This window comes from Microcoleus sp. PH2017_09_SFU_O_A, assembly GCF_020738625.1.
Taxonomy (GTDB): domain Bacteria; phylum Cyanobacteriota; class Cyanobacteriia; order Cyanobacteriales; family Microcoleaceae; genus Microcoleus.
In genome coordinates this window covers 1-25,806 of sequence record NZ_JAEQCF010000073.1, presented here as the reverse complement: position 1 = coordinate 25,806, position 25,806 = coordinate 1, and the positions used below count along the sequence as shown (strand labels likewise).

The following is a 25,806-nucleotide window of genomic DNA, read 5'->3' as shown; positions in this document are numbered from 1 at the left end:
CGGACTAGACATGAAACTGTAAGACCAAAACTGACATTGTTGGTAGAGGCACGATTCAGCCCAAGAATCCTCGTACCTTGATAGTCGAGGAGTGTCAATTAGATCTGTAGCGGAGAATTTAGGCGATAAATTTATTTGTCGGAAGAAGAAAAAACGACAAACCAGCAAGGACAAAGTACAATCAAAAATCTAAAATCTAAACTGTAAATCAAAACATGGAATTTCTAGTCACCGATACACTCCCCTCTGCTTGGACGGGAGATGCCCTCGCAATTGGTCTATTTGAGGACGCTCTCTCGATCGCCGGCGACTTGGCGCAATTAGATGAAAAGCTTGCAGGCACGTTGAAAGAGCTGCTAATGGAAGTAGATTTTAAGGGCAAAGCGGGCCAGAGTGCGATCGCCCGTGTCGGCGGCAATAGTCCGATTCGCAAAATTGCGATCGTCGGTTTGGGGAAAGCCGCAGACTTAAAATTAGAAACCGTGCGGCAAGCTGCGGGCGCGTGCGCCAAGTTAGCCAAAAAGGAGAAATGCAAAACCCTCGGAATTAGCCTTCCGGTGTGGCAAAGTGCGCCGGATGTTACAGCAAGTGCGATCGCCGAAGGTGTGGAACTCTCGCTGAATCAAGACAACCGTTTCAAATCGGAACCCGACGAAAAAAGCCCGCAAGTAGAACAAATTCATTTACTCGGTTTCGCCGGTACCGAAAGTGCGATCGTCCGCGCCCGCCAAATCACAGCCGGAGTTATTTTAGCACGGGAATTAGTCGCAGCACCTGCCAATTATGTCACCCCGATTACCATGGCCGAAACCGCTCAAAGTCTAGCAGCAGAATGCGGTTTAGAATTAGAAATATTAGAGCAAGAAGATTGCGAAAAACTAGGCATGGGAGCCTTTCTCGGCGTTGCCAAAGCATCCGACTTGCCGCCGAAATTCATCCACCTGACTTACAAACCCGCAGGCACACCCCGCCGCAAAATTGCGATCGTCGGCAAAGGATTAACCTTTGATTCCGGCGGTTTGAACATCAAAGGTGTCGGCAGCGGTATTGAAATGATGAAAATAGATATGGGCGGTGCCGCTGCTACCTTGGGAGCCGCAAAGGCGATCGGACACATCAAACCAGATGTCGAAGTTCACTTTATCAGTGCCGTCACCGAAAACATGATCAGCGGCCACGCCATGCGCCCTGGAGACATCCTTACAGCTTCCAACGGCAAAACAATTGAAGTCAACAATACCGACGCCGAAGGTCGTTTAACCCTCGCTGATGCTTTGGTATTTGCTGATAAGTTGGGAGTTGACGTAATTGTCGATTTAGCCACTCTCACTGGCGCCTGCGTCATTGCTTTGGGCGAAGATATCGCCGGTTTGTGGAGTCCTCAAGATAGTGTCGCAGCCGAAATAGTCGCGGCTTCTGAATTGGCAGGTGAAAAGTTTTGGCGAATGCCGATGGAAGAGAAGTATTTTGATGGCTTGAAGGCTTTGCACGCTGACATGAAAAATACAGGGCCTCGTTACGGCGGTTCGATTACGGCGGCGCTATTTTTGAAGCAGTTTGTTAAGGACACTCCTTGGGCACATTTAGATATTGCTGGCCCAGTTTGGAGCGACAAGGAAAACGGCTATAACGGCGCTGGAGCAACTGGCTTTGGAGTTCGGACTCTGGTGCATTTGGTGCTGGGTGGTGCTTAATTAACTGTGGATTGGCTAGCGCAAAAATAGAGATTTTTGCTGCTGGCAATCTGGGTCATAGCAATCCTAAATCATTTGTGAATTTGTAACTCCCTCCCCGCAATTTCGGGGAGGAAGTCAGGGCCGTTTGGTTGTCGTCTTAGGTACGTAGTTGCGCTTCAGCGCTCTTCATAATCTCAGCAAAAAGCGCTATTATTTATTATCATCTTAGGTACGTAGTTGCGCTTCAGCGCTCTTCATAATCTCAGCAAAAAGCGCTATTATTTATTATCATCCTAGGTACGTAGTTGCGCTTCAGCGCTCTTAACAATCCCAGCAAAAAGTGCTATTATTTATTATCATCCTAGGTACGTAGTTGCGCTTCAGCGCTCTTAACAATCCCAGCAAAAAGCGCTATTATTGATTATCATCCTAGGTACGTAGTTGCGCTTCAGCGCTCTTCATGATCTAAACAAAAAGCGCTAAGTTCGCAACTACGTATTTGCGTTCATCTCATTTAGGCAAGGGCGAAGCATTTCGGTACATAATTTATAGCCTTTCTCAAAAAGATGAGGTATAACTGACAGCTCATATAACTACTAAACTCACAGGGCTAAAGCCCAACAACATACCTTATCTTTCTGAAAACCGCTATATCGAAAATTATTCTAGAAGCACCAGGGATCGGAAACACTGCGCGCGATTATTTTTACTCCCAGAAACTTCAGTCAGCTTACAGGAACTACCAATTGCCTTTTTCCCCATTACCACCCTTTGATATCGTTTCCGGTTGCATCGGTATTGTTTAAACCGTCAACTGTCAACTATCACAGGGCAACTGTCAACTGTCAACTGTCAGCCGAAGCTATACAGTTTTGACATTCCATGCAAAAATAGCTGTTTCATAAAAAATGAAAAAAGTATATAATTATGTAAACATTTTTCAGCCACCGAAATCAAATAATTATATTTGATGGATTTGGATTGCTGCAAATAACTTTTTTCTTGAAATTTATGCAAGAATTATTAACATTTTTTTATGCAACACTGCCTGCATCTTCCGCACTTGGCTGCGACGGGCTGGCCCAGTTGCGACTGTACGCTGTTTTTGACTCGCTGACGGCACTCGCTTATTGCTCTCTGGCGCTATCTTTGGTTTATTTTACCCGCCAAAGTTCTCACAGCAAGATTGGAGGGCTATTTGCTGTCGGTTTTTTGGGCTGCGGCGCTGCTCAATTAACGCAAGTTTGGACGCTTTGGCATTCCATTGATTGGCTGTCGGTAGATCTCAAAGCTGCAAGTGGTGTGATTTCTTTGCTCTTAGCCGGATTTGCGATCGCCCTGATGCCGAAAGCATTTACCGAATCTGACTTAAATCTCACAGAAGATATTCCACAACAGCCGTTAAAACAGCTAGCAGAAAATCAGCAGCAAGATGATACACAGACAGCAGAATTGGCAAAACCACCGACAGACGATATTGTCGATCGCACTTTAACTCTCAGTTCGTTAAGCGAACTGTTACAAAAAGAAATTGCCGATCGCCACCGGATTGAGGAAAAGTTGCAATTGGCTCAATTTGCGCTCGACCGATCGGCAGATGCGGTATTCTGGATGGGAGCGGACGGTAAATTTTTGTACGTCAACGACGCCGCTTGCTGTTCATTGGGATATTCTGCCACAGAATTGCTCGATCTAACTGTGCACGACATCAATCCCGATTTTCCCGAAACTGCTTGGAATTTGCACTGGAAAGTCTTAAAAAGGTGCGGTTCCGTTAATATTGAAGTTCACCACAGCACTAAATACGGTCGCATTTTTCCAGTAGAAATTACGATCGACCATTGGCAATTTAACGGTAAAGAATATCAGTGCGCCTTTGCTCGCGACATTAGCGATCGCAAGCGGATTGAGGCAGCTTTGCGGGAAAGGGAACAAGAATTTAGATCGTTAGTTTCCAATATTCCCGGTGCAGTTTACCGTTGCAGTGCTGCGGGGCGATCGAGCTTAACTTTTATCAGCAGCGGCATAGAAGCTATTTCCGGCTATCCGGCAGATAACTTTATGCAAAAACCCGTGCAAGCTTTTTCTAGTATAGTTCATGGCGATGACGTGGGGCAGATCGATAAAATTGTCGATCGGGCGATTAAGACAAGACAACCTTACGCGATCGAATATCGCCTGATTCACAGCAACGGAAACGTGCGGTGGGTTGCAGAAAAAGGTCAAGCTATTTTCAACCCAGACGGTCAAATTTCATCCCTCAACGGCGCCATTTTTGACGTGACAGAGCGCAAAGCAGCGGAGGATGCTTTGCGACTCTCCGAGGCGATCGCCAACAACAGAGCCCAGCAGCTAGAAATAGCTCTCAAAGAACTCCGAGAAACTCAAGCTCACCTAATTCATACCGAAAAAATGTCAAGTCTCGGTCAAATGGTAGCAGGAGTCGCCCACGAAATCAACAATCCCGTGAGTTTTATCTACGGCAATATTTCCTACGCCAGCCAATATATGAGAGACTTATTGCAGCTTGTGGAACTGTACCAAACACACTATCCTCAACCACAAGTAGAAGTTCAAGAATATATTGAAAACATAGATTTAGAATTCCTGAAAGAAGACTTATTAAAAATATTCTCTTCGATGAAAATGGGAGCAGATCGCATTCGCGAAATAGTTCTGAGTTTGCGAAACTTCTCGCGTTTAGACGACTCGGTAAAGCAGCCTGCCAATCTTCATGAAGGCATAGACAACACACTGCTAATTTTGCACAACAAACTGCGAGCTAGATCCGAATATCCCGAAATTAAAGTCATCAAAGATTACGGGAAAGTACCCTTAATTGAATGTTATCCAGGTCAGCTAAATCAGGTATTTATGAATCTGCTTAGCAACAGTATTGACGCCTTGGAAGATGCTTGGAAGCAAAAAAAGCGTTCCTCTCCTAGGGCTTCGCTAACGGGTAGTGGCAACTGGAAACCAACTATTAGCATTCACACAGAAGCCCTTAACGAAAATATTATTTGCATCCGGATTGCCGATAATGCGATCGGCATGACAGAAGACGTGCGCCACCAATTATTTGATCCGTTTTTCACCACAAAACCGATGGGGAAAGGCACCGGTTTGGGCTTAGCCATCAGTTACCGAATTGTGGTGGAAAAACACGGCGGAACCTTGATCTGCCATTCGGTTTTGGGCGAAGGGACGGAATTTGCGATCGAGCTTCCATTATAAACTAGCTATAGATAATTTTACTTGCAAGTTGGCAACTCGATCGCCAACTCCGTCCCCTCTCCGGGTGTCGAAAAACACCACAACTTCCCCCGATGATTTTCCGTGACAATTTGATAGCTAGTTGCTAGCCCCATCCCCGTACCTTTACCCACCGGTTTAGTCGTAAAAAAGGGATTAAATATTTTTTCTTGAACTTCGGGAGTTATCCCGCAACCGTTATCATGAATCGAGATCGACACGCGATTGTCAGCAGCGAACGAAGTGGCGATCGCGATCCGACCAATATAATTTAATTTGGCGCTGGGTTCTAGGCTTTCTCGCCTTTGTTCGATCGCATCGATCGCATTCACCAGCAAATTCATAAATACCTGATTTAACAAACCGCCATAACATTCAACCAGAGGTACTTCACCATAATATTTGGCGACATGAATTTCTGGTTTTCCCGCCCTACCGTTCAAGCGATTTTGTAAAATCACTAAGGTACTTTCGAGATTCTCGTGAATATCTGTGCTTTTTAAATCCGCTTCGTCCAACCGCGAAAAAGTCCGCAGCGACTTAACAATATCGCTGATGCGCGCGGCTCCAGTTTTCATCGATTTCAACAGCTTATAAAAATCATTTTCTAGATACTCAAGCTCGATATCTTCGATAAAATCGGCAATCGCCTGGGGCGGAATCGGATAATGCTCTCGGTAAAGATGAATTAGTTGAATTAACTCGCTCGCACAATCGGTAGCAGGTTGAATATTGCCATAAATAAAACTGACTGGATTGTTAATTTCATGGGCAATTCCGGCAACTAATTGACCCAAACTAGACATTTTTTCCGCTTGAATTAACTGAGTTTGGGTATCCTGCAACTTTTTCAGGGTTGCTTCTAATTCTTCAGTTTGCAGCCGCAGTTGAATTTCTGATTGACGCACTGCTGCTTCCGCCTGCATCCGTTCCATTTCCGCAGCCGCACGGGTGGCAAATATTCTCAAGATAGCTGACTGCATTTCTAGATATTTCACCATCGGCTCAGTATCCATCACTACGAGCAATCCCCAACAATTTCCAGCGGCATCTACAATCGGTACACCCGCATAACTTTGGGCTTGGAGACTTGCTAAATTATCATCTTTGGGGAACCAGCAGTGCAAGAGATTGGGATACCGACATATCTCGGTACACCGCTCGACATTTTGACAGGGTGTCTCGGATAGATGGTAAGTAAAATTATCCCCAAATTCATCTCCCGCCCAAAATGCTAGAGTTGTGGCGATCGTTTTTTCAGAGTCACCAAATTCAGCAATCAAAGCATAGCGAACTTCTAGTGCCTTGGCGAGATATTGAACGCAGCTTTTGAAGAATGCTGCGCCGGTTTTTGCCGCCGTACCTTCGACTACTAAGCGGAGAGCTTGCTGTTGGCGTTTGCGATCGGTGATATCTCTGGCGACAAACACCACTTGCTCTTGAGACATGGGAGAAATCCTGGCATCAAACCAGACTGAGCGATCGCCAATTGGTAATGAGTATTCCAACTGCGTCACGCATTGATTGGCGATCGCTTCTTGAATCGACTCTAGGAAAAAATCTGCTGATTCTTTGGGTAAAACTTCGTGAAGAGTTTTACCTAAAATTTGAGCGGTAGGTTTGTACAACAAGGGAGCCGAGCTGGGAGATATTTTGAGATAGCGTCCCTCTGCATCGAGCACCATAATCACATCCTGCATGGCGTTAAATAGTGCCATTAATTCTGCTTGAGAGGCAGCTAACTCTAATTCTGCGGTTTTGCGATCGCTGATATCGCAATGAGTGCCGATAAACCGCATCGGTTCAGATTCTTCGTCCCATTCCACCACCTGACCCCGGTCTAAAATCCACTTGTAAGAACCGTCTTTGCAGCGCAGGCGGTGTTCGTTGCGACAGGTAGAAGTTTCGCCGCGAAAATGTTTGGCAAAATCTATATAGCATTGAGCTTTATCCTCTGGATGTACCCGACCGTCCCACTCTGCTAAATCATTCACAATTTCGTGTTCTGCATAGCCCAGCATCGCTTTCCACTGCCTGGAAAAGATGACTTCATTGGTTTTGAGGTTCCAATCCCAAGTGCCATCTCCCGCTCCTTCTATAGCCAACTGCCAGCGGCTGTTACTTTCTTCTAAAGCGATTTGTGCTTGTTTTTGAGGGTGGATGTAACGCGCTATTCCCAAACAGGCAACGAATTCTCCAGCGTCATTTACGATCGCGGATACATTGGCAGAGTGCCAGTAATAGTTGCCATCTCGATGCAAAACTCGGTACTCAGATCCCCGCAGTTTCTCACCTTGCAAAGAGCGATCGAGAGTATTTTTACAAATTGGTAAATCTTCTGGATAAACCCAATTAGCAAAACTCTCATGTAACATTTCTGCTGCTTCATATCCCATGATTTCTTTTAATTGGGGACTGACATAGCTGAAGGTGCTATCGGGATTGACGATATAAACCATATCGTTGAGATTTTCCACGATCGTGCGGAATCTGTTTTCACTGGTTTTGATGGCAATTTCTGCGGCTTTGCTCTCGGTATTGTCCCGAACATAGCCATGCCAAATAGTGCTGCCATCGGGTTGTCGCTGCGGTGTAGAATCGCCGCGCAACCACCGCAACCGCCCGTCGGGAAAACACAGCCGGTATTCGCAACACCAAGGTGTCTGATGTTGGGCAGAATCGAGAATCGATTGATAAACGCGATCGAAATCTTCAGGATGGAGGTGATTGAAAATACAAGTCGCATCTTGTTGCACTTGTTCTCGGGTAACGCCGTAAATCTCTTCCAGTCTGCCGCTGGCATAGGGAAAATGGAAACCACCATCAATATCCATGCGAAACTGATAAATAACGCCCGGGATGTGGCGGGCAATTTGCTCTAAAATACCAGTATCTGTGGGACTGATGGGACTCTCCGGTGCGATACCTGCTTCCCGAAGTTGAGCTTGGGTTTGGGCGAGTTGGCGGGTAAGTTCTTCGACTTGTGTTTCGGCTTGTTTGCGCCCTGTAACATCTCGCATGACTAACAAGTAGCGGTGAGGCCAAAAGTTGAGCGTTATTGCATATTCGACGGTGCGAATCTCTGCATCAGCCCGCACTAACTCAAATTCACCCTGCACTTTTTCCGGTTTCTGGCATTCTTGCCACACCTGTTGAAAATTCCAGCTTGGTTTTGCAAACTCCCAGATCCAGCGCCCGAGGAGTTGTTCTCTTTTTAGTCCAAGCAATTCGCAGGCGGCGGGGTTGACATTGAGGTATCGCCCTTTGTCATCGGCGATCGCGATCGCATCTAGAGCAGTTTCCCAAATAGTCCGCAATTTCCTCTCTCTGAAACAAATCAAAGTGCGATCGTCTGCTGCTGATGGGGGATTGATTTCTCGATCGCCGTCTAAAAATTCAGACATAAATTATTGAATCAGGTGTAAAATAATACATAGTATTTGCGTAATATCGCCAACCAACTTACGAGTTACTCTATTTCTACTAATTCTCAAAACTCACAGAACAATAAGGTTCCTCGTACCGGAACACCCTTAAATCCTGAAAAAAAGCGACAATCTCGCCTCGACGTACCTGAGACAATAGTTAGGCAAACACAGCCAAAACTTGTAACTGTTGCCAGACAAAAAGAGCATAGAAATCATTTTCTCTACTAATTATACAGAAATTTTCAGCATTCTTATAAGTAGATTCACTTAAATTCGCGGGCGAAAACAAAAAGTTTTATGTTTTTTTGATTAATAAATCAGAACCCTGACGCTCAGAAATCGATATTTGTCAACAGCAAAGACACGCAAATATCCGCAGATCGGATTAATTTTAAATCTGGGGAGATTTGGGTGTCTTTACTTGGATTTGCGGTGTTATGCTGCTTTATTCGCCGTAATGGCCACCAGCAACCTTACCCCGAAATACTACGTAGTTGTAGATGTTGTAGAAAATCATGATCGGGATCAGAAAGCCGATGAACACAATCATAAATACCAGGGCGCTGGGTGCCGCCGCCGCTTGGTAAATCGTGAGTTGTGTCGGAATAATGTAGGGAAAAACAATCAATCCCAAACCGATGAAACTGAGCAAGAAAATCATAATCGTCCAGACAAACGGCGTGCGTTCTTGTTTTTGTTCCAGGCTTCTGAGCAAGAGTCCAACCAGCAGCAATCCCAGCACGGGAATCGCCGCAAAAACATAAACTAGCGGTTTATCGAACAATCTTGCTCTGGTACTTTCATAAAAAACCGGAGTGGCGATGGTAATCAAAATTGCTCCGATTAACGTTGTCACCGCCGCAATTTTAGCGGTGCGGTAGTGATTTGTTTGCAATTCCCCATCGGTTTTCATAATCAGATAGGTGGAACCGATCAACACGTAGCCTTGAACCAGTGTCAAAGCCACCAAGATCGATCGCCAATCCAGCCAATCCCAAGTAGTCCCCACAAAGTGACCCGCTTCATCCACCGCAATGCCTTCAAGCACCGCGCCGAGGGCAAATCCTTGAGCTAAAGCTGCCAAAAAACTGCCCGCACCGAAAGCATAATTCCAAAACAACTTGCGGTTAGAATGCTCGCGAAATTCAAAGGCTACAGCCCGAAATATTAAACCGAAAAGCATCATGCAAATCGGTATGTACAAGGCAGTTAAAATTGTGCCGTAAGCCAAAGGAAATGCACCAAATAAAGCGCCTCCCATTAAAACCAGCCATGTTTCGTTAGCATCCCAAACATTGCCCAGACTGGTCATTAAAATGCCTCGGCGCTCGTCATCAGAAGCAGTCAAAGATAATATTCCCACCCCTAAGTCAAAGCCATCTAGCATGACATAGAGCAAAAGAAATAAACCCAAAATGATGAACCAGACTTGCGGGAGAAAATGCTCCAAAGCTTGCATAAAATCTCCTATTGTTGTGCTTCTACAGGGCGTTGATCGGGAATGTGTTCTGCGAGTTCAGTTTCGATCGCAGGTTGATTGCCTAAACCAGGTACTGACAGATTTAAATTAGGGCCTTTGCGGATAATGCGGCTGCCAAAATACAAGGCGCAAACAAACAAAAAGCTGTAAATAATCGCAAAGAAACTCAGAGAAGTTAAAACATTGCTAGCGGGGATATTTGATACGCCGTCAGCCGTGCGAATTTGCCCGTATAAAACCCAGGGCTGTCTGCCTACACAGCGCACAATCCAACCCGATTCTACAGCGATATATCCCAGGGGTGCTGCTAAGATCCAAGCGCGCATCAACCAAGGTTGACTGCTAATATTTTCAGCAGAAAGTTTGCCTCGCATCCACTGAATTGTGCTGAACAGCATCAATCCTACAAAGAAGAATCCAATCCCGGACATGATGCGGAAACAATAGTAGATTAAACCTACCATCCGGGGTCGATCTTCTGGTTTCCACTCTTTTAAACCGAGGACTGGTTCGGAAAGTTTTTGTTTGAATTCTAGAACGTATCCTAAGCCATTGGGAATTTTAATTTCCCAGTCATTTTTTTGGGCTTTTTCATTAGGCAAAGCTAGCAAAGTCCAATCGGCTGATTCTCCGGCTGCTGAGGTTTCCCATTTAGCTTCGATCGCTGCTAATTTTGTCGGCTGATAGTGATAGACTTGTTCGGCGCTCAAATGTCCGATGAATATCTGCAAAGGTGCAACTGCGATCGCCGTCGCTATGGCAATCTTTAAAGATTTGGAAAAGAAGGCTTCGTTGCGCTTATTTAGAATGTACCAAGCGCTAATTCCACCAATTACAAACAGGGAAGTTTCTAACGTCGCAAAAAACATATGTAGAATGCTGTTTAATGCGAAGGGGTTCATAATTGCTTGAAAGTAATCGGTGACAACAAACTTGCCATTGACCATTTCTCCGCCTGCTGGAGTTTGCAGCCAAGAGTTAGCGACTAAAATCCATACAGTGGATAGGTTTGCGCCGAAGGCTACCATGATGGTAGCGAAATAATGGACGATCGGGTGAACGCGCCCCCAACCGAATAGCATAATTCCTAAAAAGCCAGCTTCTAGCATAAATGCCATTGAAGCTTCAAACCCTAAAATGCTGCCAAAAAAGTCACCCACGGCTTCGGAAAATGGTGCCCAATTCGTCCCAAATTGAAACTCCATGGGAATGCCGGAAGCTACACCAATACCGAAGTTGAGAACGTATAGTTTCGACCAAAAACGAGCGTGGTGGTAATAGTCAGGATTGCGAGTTTTCAGCCACATTCCCTCAACAATTACCAGATAAATTCCCATTCCCGTTGTCAAAACTGGCCACAGCATATGGAATATGGCGGTTAGCGCAAATTGCATCCGCGATAGCGCCACGGTATTAGATAAGATATCCATGTTTGTGTCCTTTGGTCAGTTCAACAGAGATTAGTTTGCACAATTTTTAGAATTGACATTAACTACAATGTAATGTAAAAATTCGTGACATTTTGTATGGTTGGCAATTTTTAAGGTTTTATACAGATTTGATTTGTGTTTTTTAATACGTTTATCGGTTGTTTTTATTGGAAAATAGGTACATTTGAATTTATGGTTGGGTGGGCGGGTTTACCAGATTATTGGTTTTGGGCGATTATTTCGGTGAACCAGCCCTTACAAGATTGATATTTGTTGATGCGGGGATACGATTTTAGTACATTTGAATTTATGGTTGGGTGGGGGCGGGTTTTTGAGATTGTTTGTTTTGGGCGGTTATTTCGGTGAACCCGCCCCTACAATATTGATGGTTTTTAGGGGATAGGATATTAGCGAACGGTGACTGTATGACTGAGTTGGGTGGGCGGGTTTTTGAGATTGTTTGTTTTTGGCGGTTATTTCGGTGAACCCGCCCCTACAATATTGATGTTTGTTGAGGGGAATATTATATTATCTAACTGTGACTGTATAACTGAGTTGAAAGGGTTTAAATTTAGCTGCGGCTTTGGGTTTTCCGCTGAGTTTTAACTCGTAGATTCCTGCCTTGGGAAATACAATTTCTGCTCCGGGAATGCCTTGGTAGCGCTCGACAGATACGGCTTTTAAAGGCGGTTCAATCAGCGGTTTATCCCCCTGTTTGTGATTTTTTGGATAAACCGCTAGCTGGCAGTTGCACTGCTCTAAGGGGATAATTTGACCGCCCCTGCGAGTCAGTGCAAACCACACTTTTGCAGTTTCTCCGGCGCGGGGATTGTGGTTTGGTTCGAGGTGAAAGGTAGCGGCGACATCTCCCGAGATTTCGACTTCGTGGGCGATCGCAGTTGTGTTTAGCTGCGGTATGGGAAATATTCCGGCTTGTACTAGCAATCCCAAGAAGACTAACAATCCTAAACTTTTACTTTTCTTTGACAGGTGCAACATAGAAATTATCCAGTGATAAAATTGACCAAAATAAGCGCGATCGCACTAACAAAACTAACACCGCAACCGCGGCTAAGACGGCTGTCACCAGTCGATCGTACAACTTCCATTCAAAACCGCCGAGATAGTGGGAGCCGATGAGGGCTGCGTGAAGGGCGCACAGCAAAAAAGCGGGTACTGTTAGCAAATGAATTTGCCGCCACCGCTTCCCTAAATAATTTTGAAGCCGATCGCAACTTGTCACCGCTGCGGGTATCATCAACAGCAGTCCCAGCATTCCCAATGCCATCCCTAATTGATGCTGCGGCAGCATAAAAGATACAGCGTCAAAATTCCATTGCAGCGTATGATCTAGCATATGAAACGTGTGGGCAAGGGCGATCGCAAACCCTCCGACACCCAAAGCCCGACGGTAGCGCAACAGTGGCGGCAAAAACTTGCTGAGCGGACGCGCAATCAGTGCTAGCATCAAGCATATTAGGGCTGCGTGGCCTGTCAGATCGACCATTTCATCGGTTCGCAACAGAGTAATGATGCCGATCGCCAGTGTCACCCAACCACCTGCGCGAAACAGTTTACTGCGTTTGTGGGCGCTGAATCTGCCAGCAAAAAATCCCACTCCCAGCATAGTTGGCAAGGTACCCGCTCCAAAAGCAAACATCGTTGCCGCACCCAAAATTGGGTTTCCGGTTTCCGCTGCTTTGATTTGCGCTGCATACAGGAAACCGCAGGGAATTAAACCCCAAAGCAAACCCAAAGCCAATGGTATCCACCAGTTGTTTTGAGTTGAAATCTTGGTCATTGCACTGCTGATGCGATCGTGCTTCACTGGATGCAGCAATGGCAAACGCGGCAGCAAATCTGGTTTAATTTGTACCAATCCAAACCAAATTAGCATTGTACCGGTGATAATGGCGATCGCCCGCCGCCACCCGCTACCGATACCTGCCATTTGCCCGCCTGCAATCAATACCGAACCCACTCCGCCAATTGCAGCGCCAACTAAAGCATAAGCCACAATTCTTCCCACATTTAATAGCAGGTGAAAGCGGAAGGAAGCTAATTTATCTTTGTCGGTACTTGACAGGGAAAAAGCCACTGTCAGCGGGCCGCACATTCCGGCGCAGTGTCCGAAACTGCCGAGAAATCCTAAAGTTGCAATGAGCAGGATGTCTAGCATTTTGAGTCAGGGGATTTTAGATTTTAGATTTTACATTTTAGATTGGTTTTTACTGCTTATGTCATGTCTGGTCAATTACCCGCGATCTGGTTTGTAGTGAGGACTTTAGTCCTTGATTCCTAAGGACTAAAGTCCTCACTACAAACCCTTTTGATTGTGGTCAACTCTCAACTGTTTTGAATGCCGATCGCCAAAATCCCCAAAATTTTATCAACTTCATTCAAAAAATACTCTAATAAATCTATTTTAACTGATTGCCCTTCCAGTATCAAAAACTTCCAAATTTCTCCCGTTGTCACCACTCCATAAATCTTTGATACCTGATTTCCCTCGCGCTCATTAAACAGTTGCGCTGCATACATTTCGGCCACGCACTGACCCAACCCAGCATTAATATTTTCCTTTTTTGCCTCAACGATTAAAATCGCAGGTGCGCTTAGAATCAAAAGTTCTACCGATCGGCTAATCAGAAAATCGCAACTCCCGTTTAATCCCAAGTCGCTATCAACCGTAAAATCGACACCCGAAAACAAACTAATGCGATCGGGAAACAGTCTGGTGAACTACCCAACACCCATCTGAGCACAGATAGGGTGTAGGCTTCCCAATTCATTGGGGATTGCCTCGGTCTTCATGGCTTTTTTACGTCCTGATAACTTTGGTCTTACATCCCCTCCAAGGGCAGAAGAGCTAGTTCCTAACTCCAAAAGTCGCAAACCTTCATTTTTAATATTGATTGCAGCATTAATATCTCTATCATGCTGTTTCTGGCAGTGAGGACAATCTACAAACCTTACGCCCAATGAATCATAGCCTTTCTGTAGCATCGGGATTGGTAGTAGAGTCTCGCTACAAAGTTGAGAAGATGGGAAAAAACGTCCTATTTCTTGGTAGGTATGACCAAATTTCTCAGCTTTGTACTTGAGCATGGTTTGAAACATCCCCCATCCTTGGTCTGATATCGATTTTGCCAAGTTGGGATTTTTTACCATGTTCTTAACTGCCAAATCTTCTACACAAATAACTTGGTTTTCGTAGGCTATTTTGCGAGATAGCTTGTGTAGAAAGTCTTCACTAATTCTAGCTATTTTGCTAGAAACTTTGGCTAATATTCGTCTAGCTTTACGACGTTTATTAGAAGTTTTATCTGTCTTTTTAGCTAATTTTTTCTGTTTGCATTTTTTATTATTTTCTAGTTTGGCTAATTGCTTTTTAGGTAGGTCATATTTTGAGCCTTCGGAAGTTATAGCAAAGTGCTTCAATCCTAAGTCAACGCCGATAGCTTCCCTAATTGCAACTACCGGATTGTCATTTTGGTTAAAAAGAATAGATGCGTAGTACCTGCCGTCTGCATTTCTCGATATTGTTACAGTCGTGAATTTAGCATCAGGTAGTTGTTTGTGAAACACAGTTTTCATTAACCCCAGATTACCGGGAAACTTAATAACAGAATCCTCTGGCATCAGTTTGATATTTTGGGGATATTGAATTGATTGCTTACCATGTTTAGATTTAAAGTTAGGGAATTTAGCACGACCCTCAAAGAAATTGACAAACGCACTTGAAAGATTGAATGTTACTCGTTGTAAAACTTGGCTATAAGCTAGTCCCAACCATTCAAATTCTTTTTTTAGTCCCGGAAGCAACTTATCCATAGCTGCTTTAGAAAGCCCCTTGCCTGTTTCTTTGTACGCGGTGGTTGTTGCATTAAGCATATGATTCCACAACCATCTAGTATTGCCAAAACATTGAGCTAGATATGATTCTTGCTTGCCTGTAGGATAAATTCTCATCTTAACTGCTCTATACATGGTATCGACCTTACCGTGTTTACATATTCATAGTAACACATTTTTGATGATTGTTTCACCAAAAACAGAATATTTTGCTCGTTTCGTCGTCGTAGTCTTCCCGGTTTTCGCTGCGCTCAAATGTGGTCAGACTACACTCCTCAACTCACGCGCAATTCATCTCGACACTGACAAACGTACAGGTACAGTGTGAGCCTTCTTGCTGTTCGAGGTAAGTTCCAGCAAAATCGGCGCAATAATCATTTCTGAGCGCGATTTTTCCGTATTGCTCGCCAGAGCAAAAGGAACATTATAAGCTAAAGTTTCTGTTAAATAATTGCTGCATTTTAAATCAGGTACGGCCGAAAACAAATCTTGTCTGGGCGAAATCGTTAAATTTAAAGATTTTTTGACACTTGCCAAACTAAAATCGCTGTAAGCCATACCTTTTGCCCTTAATTTTTTACTTTCTTAGGACTTCTACCCCATCTGACTGACGCAAGCTACCCCGCGATCGAGGGTGCATCTTAATTTGGCAAGGGCGAAGCATTTCGGCACATAATTTATGAACCAGAACCAGAGATTGACTGCCGAAATGCTTCGCCCCTACGAATATATTTGCAAAAATCAGATGCACCCGCGATCGATCGACGGTTTGATTCGGGTACCATAACTGTCAACTGTCAACTGTCAACTGTTATAACTACTTTTGTTCTGGATGCGCCGCCGCCGGCGATGTCGCTCCCATTTGATTAATAGCAGCAATTAGCTGATAAAGCCGCCCCGCATCCCGCTGGTTGAAATGCAAAACTAGGCGCGGTAAAGCGAAGGTTTCATCTGTGGCTTCGGCGGGCAGAGCTTGACTTTTTTCAATTTTACCGTCTACCAAAATATCGCTAAAATTAGTATTTAGCCGATCGACATTCTCGTCAGAAAGTTGAGACTTCAAGCGAATTACCAGTTTTCCGTCCACGTAACGGCAGGAATGATAAACCAGATAAAAACTCGCGATCGCCTCACAAGCGACATTTATATCGTCTGTAATCGTGTACAGGCTGCGATCGTCCGCTGAAATCAAACCCCGACCCCGCAATTGTTTTTGTACAAAATAATTCCAATCGTGCCAATAATCGCCTCCGGGTCGATCGAGCAAAACCAAAGGGGCCGGCCCAAACTTGCCAGTTTGAGTCAAAGTCAGACACTCAAAAGCCTCATCCAGAGTGCCGAAACCGCCGGGAAACAAAGCCAAAGCATCGCTTTCCCGGAGAAAGAATAACTTGCGGGTGAAAAAATATTTAAAATTGAGCAACTTGGAGTCGCCCGCAATGACAGGATTAGAACTCTGCTCGAAAGGTAACTGAATGTTCAGCCCAAAAGAACGTTCCGCAGTCGCCCCCTCATTCCCTGCCTGCATAATCCCCCCACCGCCACCAGTAATCACCATAAATCCCTGCTGGGCGATCGCCCGTGCAAACTCTCTGGCTAGCAAATATTCCGCCGATGTCGGCGACACCCTCGCCGAACCAAAAATCACAATTTTGCGAACGTGGCGGTAAGGATAAAACATGGAAAAAGCTCTCTCCATATCTCGCAGGGACGCCGCCATAATCTTCCAATCGAGGCGATCGAGTTCCTCTCCAGCCATTTGCACGATCGTCGAGAGCGATCGTTCGATCCACTCAGAGTGCTTTAACATTGGCAGGCGATCGATTAAGTCGATCGCATCAGCTTGGAGGGACTCAAAACCTTGACCAGAAGGAATCATGAATTTTTCCGAAACGGTAACAATTTGTTGGTAGAAAAAATTAAGGGGCAAGCCAAATTTAGAAGCTAATAGCCACCAGCAAATAGCGCTGCTAGCAACTAATAACTTTTCCAGTAGCTTTACCCCGGTTTTGAAGATAGTTAGCTTTCGCGGCCCAAAAAAACAGCCCGAAACCTCTGGCAGTTTGGTTAAATGTACTTTTCCAGAGTGTTGGCCAGAGTAGTTTTCGGAACTGCCCCAACCACCATATCAACCCGCTGACCGCCCTTAAATATCATCAGCGTCGGAATGCTGCGGATACCGTATTGGCTTGCCACATTAGGATTCTCGTCGGTATTAACTTTTACTACCTTCACCTGCCCTTCATATTGCTGGGCAATTTCGTCTACGACGGGCGCCACCATCCGACAGGGCCCGCACCAGGGAGCCCAAAAATCCACTAGAACTGGAACTTCGCTATCGAGCACTTCCTGCTTAAAGGTAGAGTCGGTTACTTGCGCGGCTGCTGACATCCCTAGCCATCCTTGTAAATACTATTTCTCGGATAACAAGTTTAGCAAAAAGTGTCACCACTTGCGTCAGTCGATTTTACGATTTTAGATTTTAGATTTTAGATTTACTTGCAGCATTGAATCTGGGAGCGTGAACTTCGATCGAATATTTTGAGTTCTCCACTCCTGGCGCCCGGGGCTGGTATCCGTTTTTGGGTAGGGAGCGACGACTTTAAGAGAAGGCTTCAGAAGGAATTCGAGAAATGGAAGTTATAAAAAGGCATTCGGCCGCAAAAAATTCTCTGTAACTCCCCCTCCCCCTCTCCCCCTCTCCCCCTCTCCCCCTCTCTCCCTCCCCCACTCTCCGGATCGAACAGCCTTAACCCCGTACCTACTGAGTAAAGGGGAGCGCTTGGGGTCAAAAAGGAACCGCCCGAACAGTAGTCCGGGCGGAGTGTGGTGTGAGGAGTGAACGGAAACATGCGTCTCCGCTTCTTATATTGTGACACCTCCTTCTCGATAATTCCACAACATTCTGTAAATTTCGAGACGATCGCACAAATTTTGTCAAGGTATCCTGGTATTCGATCGGTAAATCTACTTGCCCATGCCCAACTGCTGAGCTTTTTGATAAACTTTACCCTCAGTCAGTAGAGAAGGAGCAATCACCACTTCCACTTGCTGCATCTCCTTAATATCCTTAGCGCCCAGAGTGCCCATGCTAGTTTTCAGAGCTCCGAGCAAGTTGTGCGTACCGTCATCGAGCAGTGCTGGGCCCCGCAAAATTTGCTCCACAGTGCCCGTAGTCCCCACGCGAATCCGAGTGCCTCGCGGCAAAACCGGGCTGGGAGTCGCCATCCCCCAGTGAAAGCCCCGGCCCGGAGCTTCGGCGGCCCTAGCAAAGGGCGAACCAATCATTACTCCATCGGCGCCGCAGGCAATGCACTTGCAGATATCGCCCCCGGTAATTAAACCGCCGTCAGCAATCACCGACACGTATTTGCCAGTTTCGCGATAGTAGTCGTCCCGGGCGGCGGCGCAGTCTGCTACCGCTGTCGCTTGGGGAACGCCGACACCCAATACCCCCCTAGATGTGCAAGCAGCCCCCGGCCCTATGCCCACGAGAATGCCTGCGGCGCCAGTTTTCATTAAATTCAGGGCGACTTCGTAGGTGACGCAGTTGCCCAAAATTACGGGTATTGGCATCTCTTGACAGAATTGGGTCAAGTCCAAAGATGCGATCGACTCTGGGGAAAGAAAAGCAGTCGAGACTACAGTAGCCTGCACAAAAAATATATCGGCTCCCGCTGCGGCAACTGTTAAGCCGTATTTGCTCGCAGCGGCCGGTGTACCGCTGACGGCGGCAATCCCTCCTCCAGCTTTAATTTCTTTAATTCTGAGCTCGATTAATTCTGGCTTGATGGGTTCGGCATAGAGTTGCTGCATCAGGGACACAAATTCGTGGTTCCCAACAGAAGCGATGCGCTCTAAAATGGGTTGGGGGTCGGCATAGCGGGTTTGAATTCCTTCTAGGTTGAGCACGCCCATTGCTCCCAATTCCGACAGCAAAATAGCCATGCGGACATCGACTACTCCGTCCATGGCGCTGGCGATGATCGGGATTTCTCGATCGATCCCGCCAATCTGCCACTTAGTATCTGCCAAACTCGGATCGAGGGTACGCTGTCCCGGTACGAGCGCGATTTCATCTATGCCGTAAGCTCTGCGAGCGCTTTTGCCCCGCCCAATTTCAATATTCACGCTGTTTCACTTCCACAATGTATTTAAATTAGACTAACAAAAAGTTCGCCGACCTGTGGGTAACGATCGCGCGGCTGTGTTTAAAATAATCTCGTCACTAAATTCTGATTTTATGAAATCCAAGGAGATACTTTTCCTCAGCAACGGCCACGGGGAAGATGCGATTAACTGTCAAATTGTCAATGCTTTGAGAGCATCTGCGCCAGATATTCAGGTTTCAGCGATGCCCATTGTCGGTGACGGGGCTGCTTACAGTCGATCGACAGTACCAATTATCGGGCCCACCAGTCCCATGCCATCTGGGGGAGTTTTTTACATGAATCCCCTATTTTTCCTCAAAGATTTGAGGGCGGGGCTAATTCGTTTGACTTTGCAGCAAGTGAAAGCTGCTTCGGCGCATTCGCAGCAATGCGATTTGGTGGTAACGACTGGGGATATTGTCGCGGCGGGGTTCGCCCATGCCACAGGCCGCCCGTATATAATTTTTCTGTCGGCTCATTCTACTTATTATGAAGGGCTAGCCGATTTGGGTTTCCTCTTGAATTATTTGCTTTCGTCCGAGCAATGTCTGGCTATTTTCACTAGGGATGCTTTGACTGCTGCGGACTTAAACCAACAGGGTTTCGAGAAAGCCATATTTGTCGGCAATCCTGTCATGGACAACCTCAATGCTATAGGCAAAGATTTGCAGTTAAAGCCCGGAGTTCGGACGATCGCCCTTCTGCCCGGTTCGCGGCTCCCCGAAGCCAACGACAACCTAGTTTTGCTGCTAAAATTGGTCAAAGAAATTGCCGCCAACTCTACCTTACCAGTGCAGTTTCGAGCAGCCTTAGTTCCAAGTTTAATGCTGGAATTAGATAATATTGCAGCGCGCTCCGGATGGCTGCACCGAGAAGGAAAGTTAGTTTGTCAAGAAATCAAACAGCATGGTAGCGAAAAAGCAGCAACAGTTGAAGTAATTTGCTACTCAGATGCTTTCGCCGACATTTTGCAGCAGTCTAATTTAGTAATTGGGATGACCGGAACTGCGATCGAACAAGCCGTAGGCTTAGGAAAACCAGTAATTACCATCCCCGGTAACGGCCCGTCATTTACCTATCGGTTTGCCGAGGCTCAAAATCGGCTTTTAGGTGATTCAGTGCAAGTTATTGGCAAAGAACCAGCAAATCCTGAGATTATCAAAGAAGCTGCCGCTTCAGTCGATCGCACTTTGCAAGACAAAAAATATTTAGAGACTTGCGTAAAAAATGGCTTAGAAAGAATGGGGCGATCGGGCGGTAGCAGCCAAATTGCCGATCGCTTAACCAAATATCTTTCTGATTAATTGGAGTATACTGCTTAAACAATTGAGAGTTAGCAGTTGGCAGGAAAGCAGTTGACAGCGAGGTTTTAAACAGTTAATACTCAACGCCTGTAATTCTTAAAAAGCTAAATTTAGTTAGGAGAGGGATGGGCTTCTCGCATCCCCTGTTGTTATCAGAAAGAATTGGTTAAAAGCCCCAAGCCCGCTCAGGAGAAATTTTAAAAAGACGATTCATTACTCCAATCCTCTTCCTTCCAGGTAGAGGTCGCCCTCAACTGTCAACTGAAAAGTCTTGCCCAATGTTCGCAATTGAATCGATAGAGTTCATATTGCCAGCGTTCGTGAAACTCTGCTACAGAAATATGCAATGCTTGGTTGATGAGTTCCTTTTTCCGATATAATACAATACCGTTTACTTAACGCTTTTTAGGAATTTAATCTGACGATTTTCCTGGCAATACAGACATTTTTTGCAAGTCAGATTCTTCCTAAGTCAACCGTATTGCGATATAATATCCATTTGGCAGTTTGAAATCTATCCCAATCAATTTGCCAAATTGCTAATCTTGCCGTATCTTTTTGGCGATTGCTATGAATTGGTTCCCATGCGATAGATTCCCAATCGTTGAGTTGTACTGAGTAATGCAAGATATTGGGGTTGTGAATGTCGCGATGATAAAGTAATTTCCCGAAATCTGGATGATGGAAATTATTGTTGATTAAATTGTGAATATAATTTGACATGATTTTCTGATTTATTTGCTCTTACTATTATAGATATTTTTAAGTAAAGCACAGGCGATCGATGGCTAATGACTAATTACCAATTACCCACGATCGAATGTACCTCATGTTACTGAGAAAAGTGATAGTCATACCATTGGGGGATAATAACTCATCCGATTGGGTGAGGCGGAGTCGAGAGTTTGTGGCTGTATTATTAAACGGTTATTTTCAGGGAATCTATCGATGAAGTTGAAAGCTCTGTTCACTGGTTTAGTTGGTCTGACAGTTTTAGGAAGCGGTTTGTTGGCAGTGGAATCTGCGATCGCCCAACCAGCCTCTGTTTTTTGGCCGCTGATTGACGACATTCGCCGCCAATTGCCGAAAGGCTTGAAAATGCGACTGCCTGCCTCTATCCCCGCTACTCCGATACAGCTTTATCCTTTCATTGAGTCCGATGGTAAAGTATTTAAAGTTAATATCGGAATTAAGCCAGACTGCGCTAAATCTGCTAATGCTTCGTCTTGCACTGTCGGAGTATTCGCTGTGGTTTCACCCGCTAATTCTAAAAATTGGCCTGGGCAAGATAAGGATATTTCGCCAGTTAATTTGAGTGGTGGAATTCGTGGCTACTATTTAGCAAAAGGTGGTGGCAGAACTATTTCTTGGGAACAGGAAGGACTCAGATATGCCGTAGCGGTATCGGCGAGTGCAGTGTCTCAACAGCAGTTGCTGGATCTTGTTAATTCGATGGTGAGTCAACCGGCGATCGCCAGTATTCAATAATCGCACAAATCTAAAATTCTGAATTGCTCAACAATCTGACTATTTTTTGGGCATCGTTCAATTCGCCGACTATTCGCCGCACGGGTTTCGGCCAGATTTTAATTAAAGTGGGAGTTGCTGAAATCTGATCTGCTTCTGCTTGTTCGGGATGTTTTAACACATCGATTACTTTCAAAGTGTAGGGGCGATCGAGACATTGCTCTAGGAATTGGTATAAAGTTTTGAGGGTGCGTTCGGTGCTGGGGTTGCTCCCGGAAACAAACAGCCGCAAAACGTACCCTTGGGTTGGTGGCGGTGGGGTGAGTCCTGTTGGTTTGGTTCGCGGGAACAGCGGAGATTGTCGAAAGTGGGAGGGAGGCGCGATCGCAGAATTGTGAGAGTCCGATCGCCCAACGTCGATCGGATATCGTACAACTAAGTCGTGATTTTCCCAAAGTTCGGGGAATTGTTCGTGATAAGTGGCGATCGCCATTGGTTCGCAGATTTCGTCGCTGCGGGCTTCCCAAACCAAGTCGCCCGTGCCAAAAATGGCATTTAGCAGCGTTTGATGTCGCAGCACCGGGGGGTATGCCTCGGCTGCCACCCGCAACTGTCGATCGGTGCGATCGCGCCAGCAGTCAACGGTTGCCGTGTAGCAAGGTATCAGAAAATGGGGCGGTTCCGACAAACCGAGTATCTGCTGTAGGGCTACGCACAACTGCAAGTGCCACTGAGTTTGCTTGCGGGAGTCTATAGAATAGATTAAGTCTCCCCCTGGTGTAAACAGTGCAATGCCTTTGAAAAATTCTGGCAAAATCGGGCGATCGACTTTCATAAAAATAATACGGGATGCGGGAAACGAGCGCGTCTTTAGACCTGAGAGGAAAGCGACGCGAGGGACTTCAGTCCCCGTGTTCTTGAAAATGTGGTATAATTTGAATTGTGAGTAAGAACAAAAACATCTACGTGTTGAAACATCCTAGTATCGGAGAAATCCCTGCAACTTAGTACACAAGAGTGAGAGGTAACACAAAAAGAGCGGTGGGATGGCAGGATGTTGAGCGTACCGTGTCTTGGCTTAGCGATGGATTCTGAAAGCATTGGAAATAACAATCATTAGCTAGTAACTATCGCTTGACGATTGGTGACTAGGTAGACGGCGTTTGACGGCCGTAACGAGATTAGATTTAGGTAATACACGCTTGTCTAATTCTGTCAGTAGAATCTCAGTGGCGTTGACTCCCTGAGAGTGTCAATGAAGTACCAATAGACTTGCATTGCATAAATCTTTGATTGATAGATATAGCCTTTCTCTAAAAGGTTCGCGGACCAATTTTGCCAGGAAAAGCTTGACACTGTAACGGTTGCAGCATACCTCGGCATACCTCATCTTTCGCTCGAAAGGCTATAAACCGCAGATGCAACGCAGATCAACGCAGATCATTTCAAGACTTGAGAGCGATTTTTGCAATCTTTTGTAATAACAGTTAACTATTAATTAATAACAGTTAACTGTTAACACTTAACACTCGACCTTTAGACTCGACCTCGGAGCATCTGGGCCATTTCGTTCGGGAACGGTGAGTTTTCTACAGCCAGTTCTTCAGTAATTCTACCTTCTTGATAAAGGCCGTAGAGCGACTTATTCATCGTCGTCATGCCTTCATAAGTATCTTTGATCATGATTTGATTGATTTCCTCATTCTGCCCCTTCAGAATGTATTCCTTAACCACGTCGGTATTGATCATAACGTCGTGGAAAGCAGCCCGCTTGCCGTCTGTGGTTTTGCACAGCAGTTGAGCAATAATCGCCACTAGGGATTCGGAAATTGAAACCCGTATGGCCTCCTGTTCTTCCGCCCCGAACATATCCAGAATCCGGTTCAGGGTTTTAACTGCACTGTTGGTGTGCAGGGTTCCTGCAACTAAGTGACCTGTCTGAGAGGCTTTGAGGGCGATTTCCACCGTTTCTCTGTCCCGAATTTCTCCTACTAGCAGCATATCCGGGTCTTGCCGCAGAGCGCCTTTGAGAGCGCTCATAAACTTGAGGGTGTGTCTGCCGACTTCCCGGTGCTTGATCAAGGATTTTTTGCTTTCGTGTACGAATTCTACCGGGTCTTCGATCGTGATGATGTTGTAGGCTTTATTTTTGTTGATGTAGTCGATCATGGCGGCCAAGGTGGTCGATTTGCCAGAACCTGTGGGGCCCGTCACCAAAATCAGCCCTTTGTGGTAGCCACATATTTTCTTAAAGACTTGCGGCAGGTTCAATTCCTCCATTGTCAATATTTTGGCAGGAATTAGCCGCAGCACCATCGCCGGGCCGGCCAAGGAGTCCATGCAACTGATCCGAATGCGGACGAAGCCGAAATCGAAAGCGCCGTCAAAGTCTAGGGTTTTTTGGAAAATTTCAATTTCTTCATCGCTCATGCACTCGCGCAGCCAGCCAAAAAACGTATCTAAATCCGACGGTGGATAGCCGATGTCGGCTATCTCGCCCCGGTTTCGGAAGCGCGGGAATTCGTTGACTCCGAGGTGAAGATCGGATACTCCTTCTTCTTTGGCTCGCATTACCAACTCTTTCAAAGTCGGAATTTTGCTGTTGCTGGAATTTTTAGGTGTGGCGAAGGATTGGGGCGCGGGTGCCGGTGGCTGTGTGGCGGCGGGTGGTGGGGGTGCTGGTGCTGGTGGCGGTGCTGGTGGCATTCCTGCTGCTCTGGGAATGCCTGGAGCTGGAGGGCGGGGCAGCCCGGGCGGTGGGGGAGCTCCGGGTACGGGCGGACGAGGAGCTGGCGGATGCTGTTGTGTCATATGCGCTACTTTGAATTTGGTGAGAAGGCTGACTCGAACAGTTGACACTCAAGGCGCGTAAACGCACTGAGATTCTTTAGAAGGAGATATCCACCGTTGGACATTGCTCGAACCGCTACTCGTAGAGCCGCTTAGTCGAACTCTACCGCAGCGCGACAGGGGGTGCCAATTCCCACTATTCTCTCCGCTATTTCTAGCATTGAGGCTACTTTGATTTGTTGTGAGTGATTCACTCGCCCCAGAGTCTTTACTTGCAAAGGCTAGAGGTAGGGTATCATTGGATACCAGTTTAACCATTTCGGTTAAACGTCTTTTAACTACAACGTCCAATTGCTAGGAGTTTCACCTTACTTTAGAGGTCAACGTGTGTGTGTCTATTTTAACACACTTCCCACATATAAAGCCGTCCTGTAAGGCTTGCCCTGAGCTTGCCGAAGGAACGGGGGTTGCACCCACAATTTCTGATGATTTGTGGAAGTTGGACAATGCCGATCGCCCGAAGAGGGTTTCTTGCACAAAAGCTTAACTGTTCAGATCAGTTTATCTCAAGAGGGGGTCGCAGCAAGGAAATATTCTGCTGTTTGCACGCGGGCGATCGCTCTGGGCCTACAATCGAATATGGATTTTCGACATTTTTGAATATTTTTTTAAAGGGAAAGACTTTTTCTTAAAAAACAGTATTATAAAACTTTATTAAGTTTGTAAGCAGTAGTAAGCAATAGTAGTATCATATAGTCAAAATGGTCAACTGAGAGAATTATTGCGAGCATCAAAAAATGGAGAGTCTGAATGCAACTAGCAGAGAGGCACATCATTAAATCCACCGAGAATCGTTTTGTTGAAATTGATGAACTAGCCTTTAAATCCAAAAATTTGTACAACGCGGCTAACTACCTTATCCGTCAAAGTTTTGTCTATGGATGGGGTTATATCAATTACAACGAAATGAACC

At 45.8% G+C, this 25,806-nt stretch carries 19 protein-coding genes and 1 pseudogene; 6 read left to right on the top strand and 14 right to left on the bottom strand.

Going from position 1 to position 25,806, the window contains the following annotated elements; all coding sequences use genetic code 11:
• The first annotated feature begins 215 nt into the window (after nucleotides 1-215).
• Both JGK16_RS24160 and JGK16_RS24155 read left to right on the top strand, forming a co-directional pair.
• Entirely contained in the window at nucleotides 216-1,694 is a 1,479-nt protein-coding gene (locus tag JGK16_RS24160) for a leucyl aminopeptidase (protein WP_293192820.1), read from the top strand.
• 993 nt (nucleotides 1,695-2,687) lie between these two features.
• Nucleotides 2,688-4,910, top strand: coding sequence for a PAS domain S-box protein (locus tag JGK16_RS24155; RefSeq protein ID WP_293181507.1), 2,223 nt, complete (start codon nucleotides 2,688-2,690; stop codon nucleotides 4,908-4,910).
• Nucleotides 4,911-4,927: 17 nt separating this feature from the next.
• On the opposite strand, the gene JGK16_RS24150 is transcribed toward JGK16_RS24155, so the two are convergent.
• The 11 genes from JGK16_RS24150 to JGK16_RS24100 all read right to left on the bottom strand — a co-directional run bounded on the left by JGK16_RS24150 (nucleotide 4,928) and on the right by JGK16_RS24100 (nucleotide 19,252).
• Nucleotides 4,928-8,332, bottom strand: a complete 3,405-nt coding sequence (locus tag JGK16_RS24150) for a PAS domain S-box protein (RefSeq protein WP_293192818.1) — start codon at nucleotides 8,330-8,332, stop codon at nucleotides 4,928-4,930.
• A 469-nt stretch (nucleotides 8,333-8,801) separates the two neighbouring features.
• On the bottom strand, nucleotides 8,802-9,815 hold the full coding sequence (cydB, locus tag JGK16_RS24145; RefSeq protein ID WP_293181501.1) for a cytochrome d ubiquinol oxidase subunit II: 1,014 nt from the start codon (nucleotides 9,813-9,815) through the stop codon (nucleotides 8,802-8,804).
• An 8-nt stretch (nucleotides 9,816-9,823) separates the two neighbouring features.
• The gene (locus tag JGK16_RS24140) at nucleotides 9,824-11,266 is read right to left on the bottom strand and encodes a cytochrome ubiquinol oxidase subunit I (RefSeq protein ID WP_293181498.1); all 1,443 of its coding nucleotides are present in this window, start codon (nucleotides 11,264-11,266) and stop codon (nucleotides 9,824-9,826) included.
• 528 nt (nucleotides 11,267-11,794) lie between these two features.
• The gene (locus JGK16_RS24135; protein ID WP_293181495.1) at nucleotides 11,795-12,265 is read right to left on the bottom strand and encodes a hypothetical protein; all 471 of its coding nucleotides are present in this window, start codon (nucleotides 12,263-12,265) and stop codon (nucleotides 11,795-11,797) included.
• Complete coding sequence (locus tag JGK16_RS24130) at nucleotides 12,240-13,445, bottom strand: sulfite exporter TauE/SafE family protein (protein ID WP_293192816.1); 1,206 nt, start codon at nucleotides 13,443-13,445, stop codon at nucleotides 12,240-12,242. The genes JGK16_RS24135 and JGK16_RS24130 overlap by 26 nt, the downstream gene beginning before the upstream one ends.
• 167 nt (nucleotides 13,446-13,612) lie before the next feature.
• Nucleotides 13,613-13,891, bottom strand: a complete 279-nt coding sequence (locus tag JGK16_RS24125) for a hypothetical protein (protein WP_363319623.1) — start codon at nucleotides 13,889-13,891, stop codon at nucleotides 13,613-13,615.
• A 117-nt stretch (nucleotides 13,892-14,008) separates the two neighbouring features.
• The gene (locus tag JGK16_RS24120; protein ID WP_293181489.1) at nucleotides 14,009-15,256 is read right to left on the bottom strand and encodes a transposase; all 1,248 of its coding nucleotides are present in this window, start codon (nucleotides 15,254-15,256) and stop codon (nucleotides 14,009-14,011) included.
• A gap of 156 nt (nucleotides 15,257-15,412) precedes the next feature.
• Complete coding sequence (locus tag JGK16_RS24115) at nucleotides 15,413-15,679, bottom strand: hypothetical protein (protein WP_293181486.1); 267 nt, start codon at nucleotides 15,677-15,679, stop codon at nucleotides 15,413-15,415.
• A gap of 259 nt (nucleotides 15,680-15,938) precedes the next feature.
• A complete protein-coding gene (locus JGK16_RS24110) occupies nucleotides 15,939-17,000 on the bottom strand; it encodes an LOG family protein (protein WP_293181483.1) in 1,062 nt (353 codons plus the stop codon).
• A gap of 188 nt (nucleotides 17,001-17,188) precedes the next feature.
• The gene (gene trxA / locus JGK16_RS24105; RefSeq protein ID WP_006631199.1) at nucleotides 17,189-17,512 is read right to left on the bottom strand and encodes a thioredoxin; all 324 of its coding nucleotides are present in this window, start codon (nucleotides 17,510-17,512) and stop codon (nucleotides 17,189-17,191) included.
• 576 nt (nucleotides 17,513-18,088) lie between these two features.
• Complete coding sequence (locus JGK16_RS24100; protein WP_293192814.1) at nucleotides 18,089-19,252, bottom strand: GuaB3 family IMP dehydrogenase-related protein; 1,164 nt, start codon at nucleotides 19,250-19,252, stop codon at nucleotides 18,089-18,091.
• Between the two features lie 112 nt (nucleotides 19,253-19,364).
• Between JGK16_RS24100 and JGK16_RS24095 the strand changes: the two genes are divergently transcribed.
• Nucleotides 19,365-20,576 carry a lipid-A-disaccharide synthase-related protein gene (locus tag JGK16_RS24095; protein WP_293192812.1) on the top strand — a complete coding sequence of 404 codons (1,212 nt, stop codon included), beginning with the start codon at nucleotides 19,365-19,367 and terminating at the stop codon, nucleotides 20,574-20,576.
• A 456-nt stretch (nucleotides 20,577-21,032) separates the two neighbouring features.
• Here the strand turns inward: JGK16_RS24095 and JGK16_RS24090 are convergent, their stop codons facing one another.
• Complete coding sequence (locus tag JGK16_RS24090; RefSeq protein WP_293181474.1) at nucleotides 21,033-21,299, bottom strand: hypothetical protein; 267 nt, start codon at nucleotides 21,297-21,299, stop codon at nucleotides 21,033-21,035.
• A 225-nt stretch (nucleotides 21,300-21,524) separates the two neighbouring features.
• Between JGK16_RS24090 and JGK16_RS24085 the strand changes: the two genes are divergently transcribed.
• Nucleotides 21,525-22,064: a hypothetical protein gene (locus JGK16_RS24085; protein ID WP_293181471.1), complete on the top strand. Its 540-nt coding sequence runs from the start codon at nucleotides 21,525-21,527 to the stop codon at nucleotides 22,062-22,064.
• Between the two features lie 10 nt (nucleotides 22,065-22,074).
• On the opposite strand, the gene JGK16_RS24080 is transcribed toward JGK16_RS24085, so the two are convergent.
• The gene (locus JGK16_RS24080; RefSeq protein WP_293181468.1) at nucleotides 22,075-22,878 is read right to left on the bottom strand and encodes a circadian clock KaiB family protein; all 804 of its coding nucleotides are present in this window, start codon (nucleotides 22,876-22,878) and stop codon (nucleotides 22,075-22,077) included.
• 701 nt (nucleotides 22,879-23,579) lie between these two features.
• Nucleotides 23,580-24,614, bottom strand: a complete 1,035-nt coding sequence (locus JGK16_RS24075; RefSeq protein ID WP_293181465.1) for a type IV pilus twitching motility protein PilT — start codon at nucleotides 24,612-24,614, stop codon at nucleotides 23,580-23,582.
• On the opposite strand from JGK16_RS24075, the gene JGK16_RS24070 reads away from it, so the two are divergent.
• Both JGK16_RS24070 and JGK16_RS32820 read left to right on the top strand, forming a co-directional pair.
• Nucleotides 24,604-24,915 (top strand): hypothetical protein, encoded by a 312-nt coding sequence (locus JGK16_RS24070; protein ID WP_293181462.1) that lies wholly within the window; start codon nucleotides 24,604-24,606, stop codon nucleotides 24,913-24,915. The genes JGK16_RS24075 and JGK16_RS24070 overlap by 11 nt on opposite strands.
• Nucleotides 24,916-25,643: 728 nt before the next feature.
• A pseudogene (locus JGK16_RS32820) lies at nucleotides 25,644-25,806 on the top strand (RNA-guided endonuclease TnpB family protein); the annotation flags it as partial.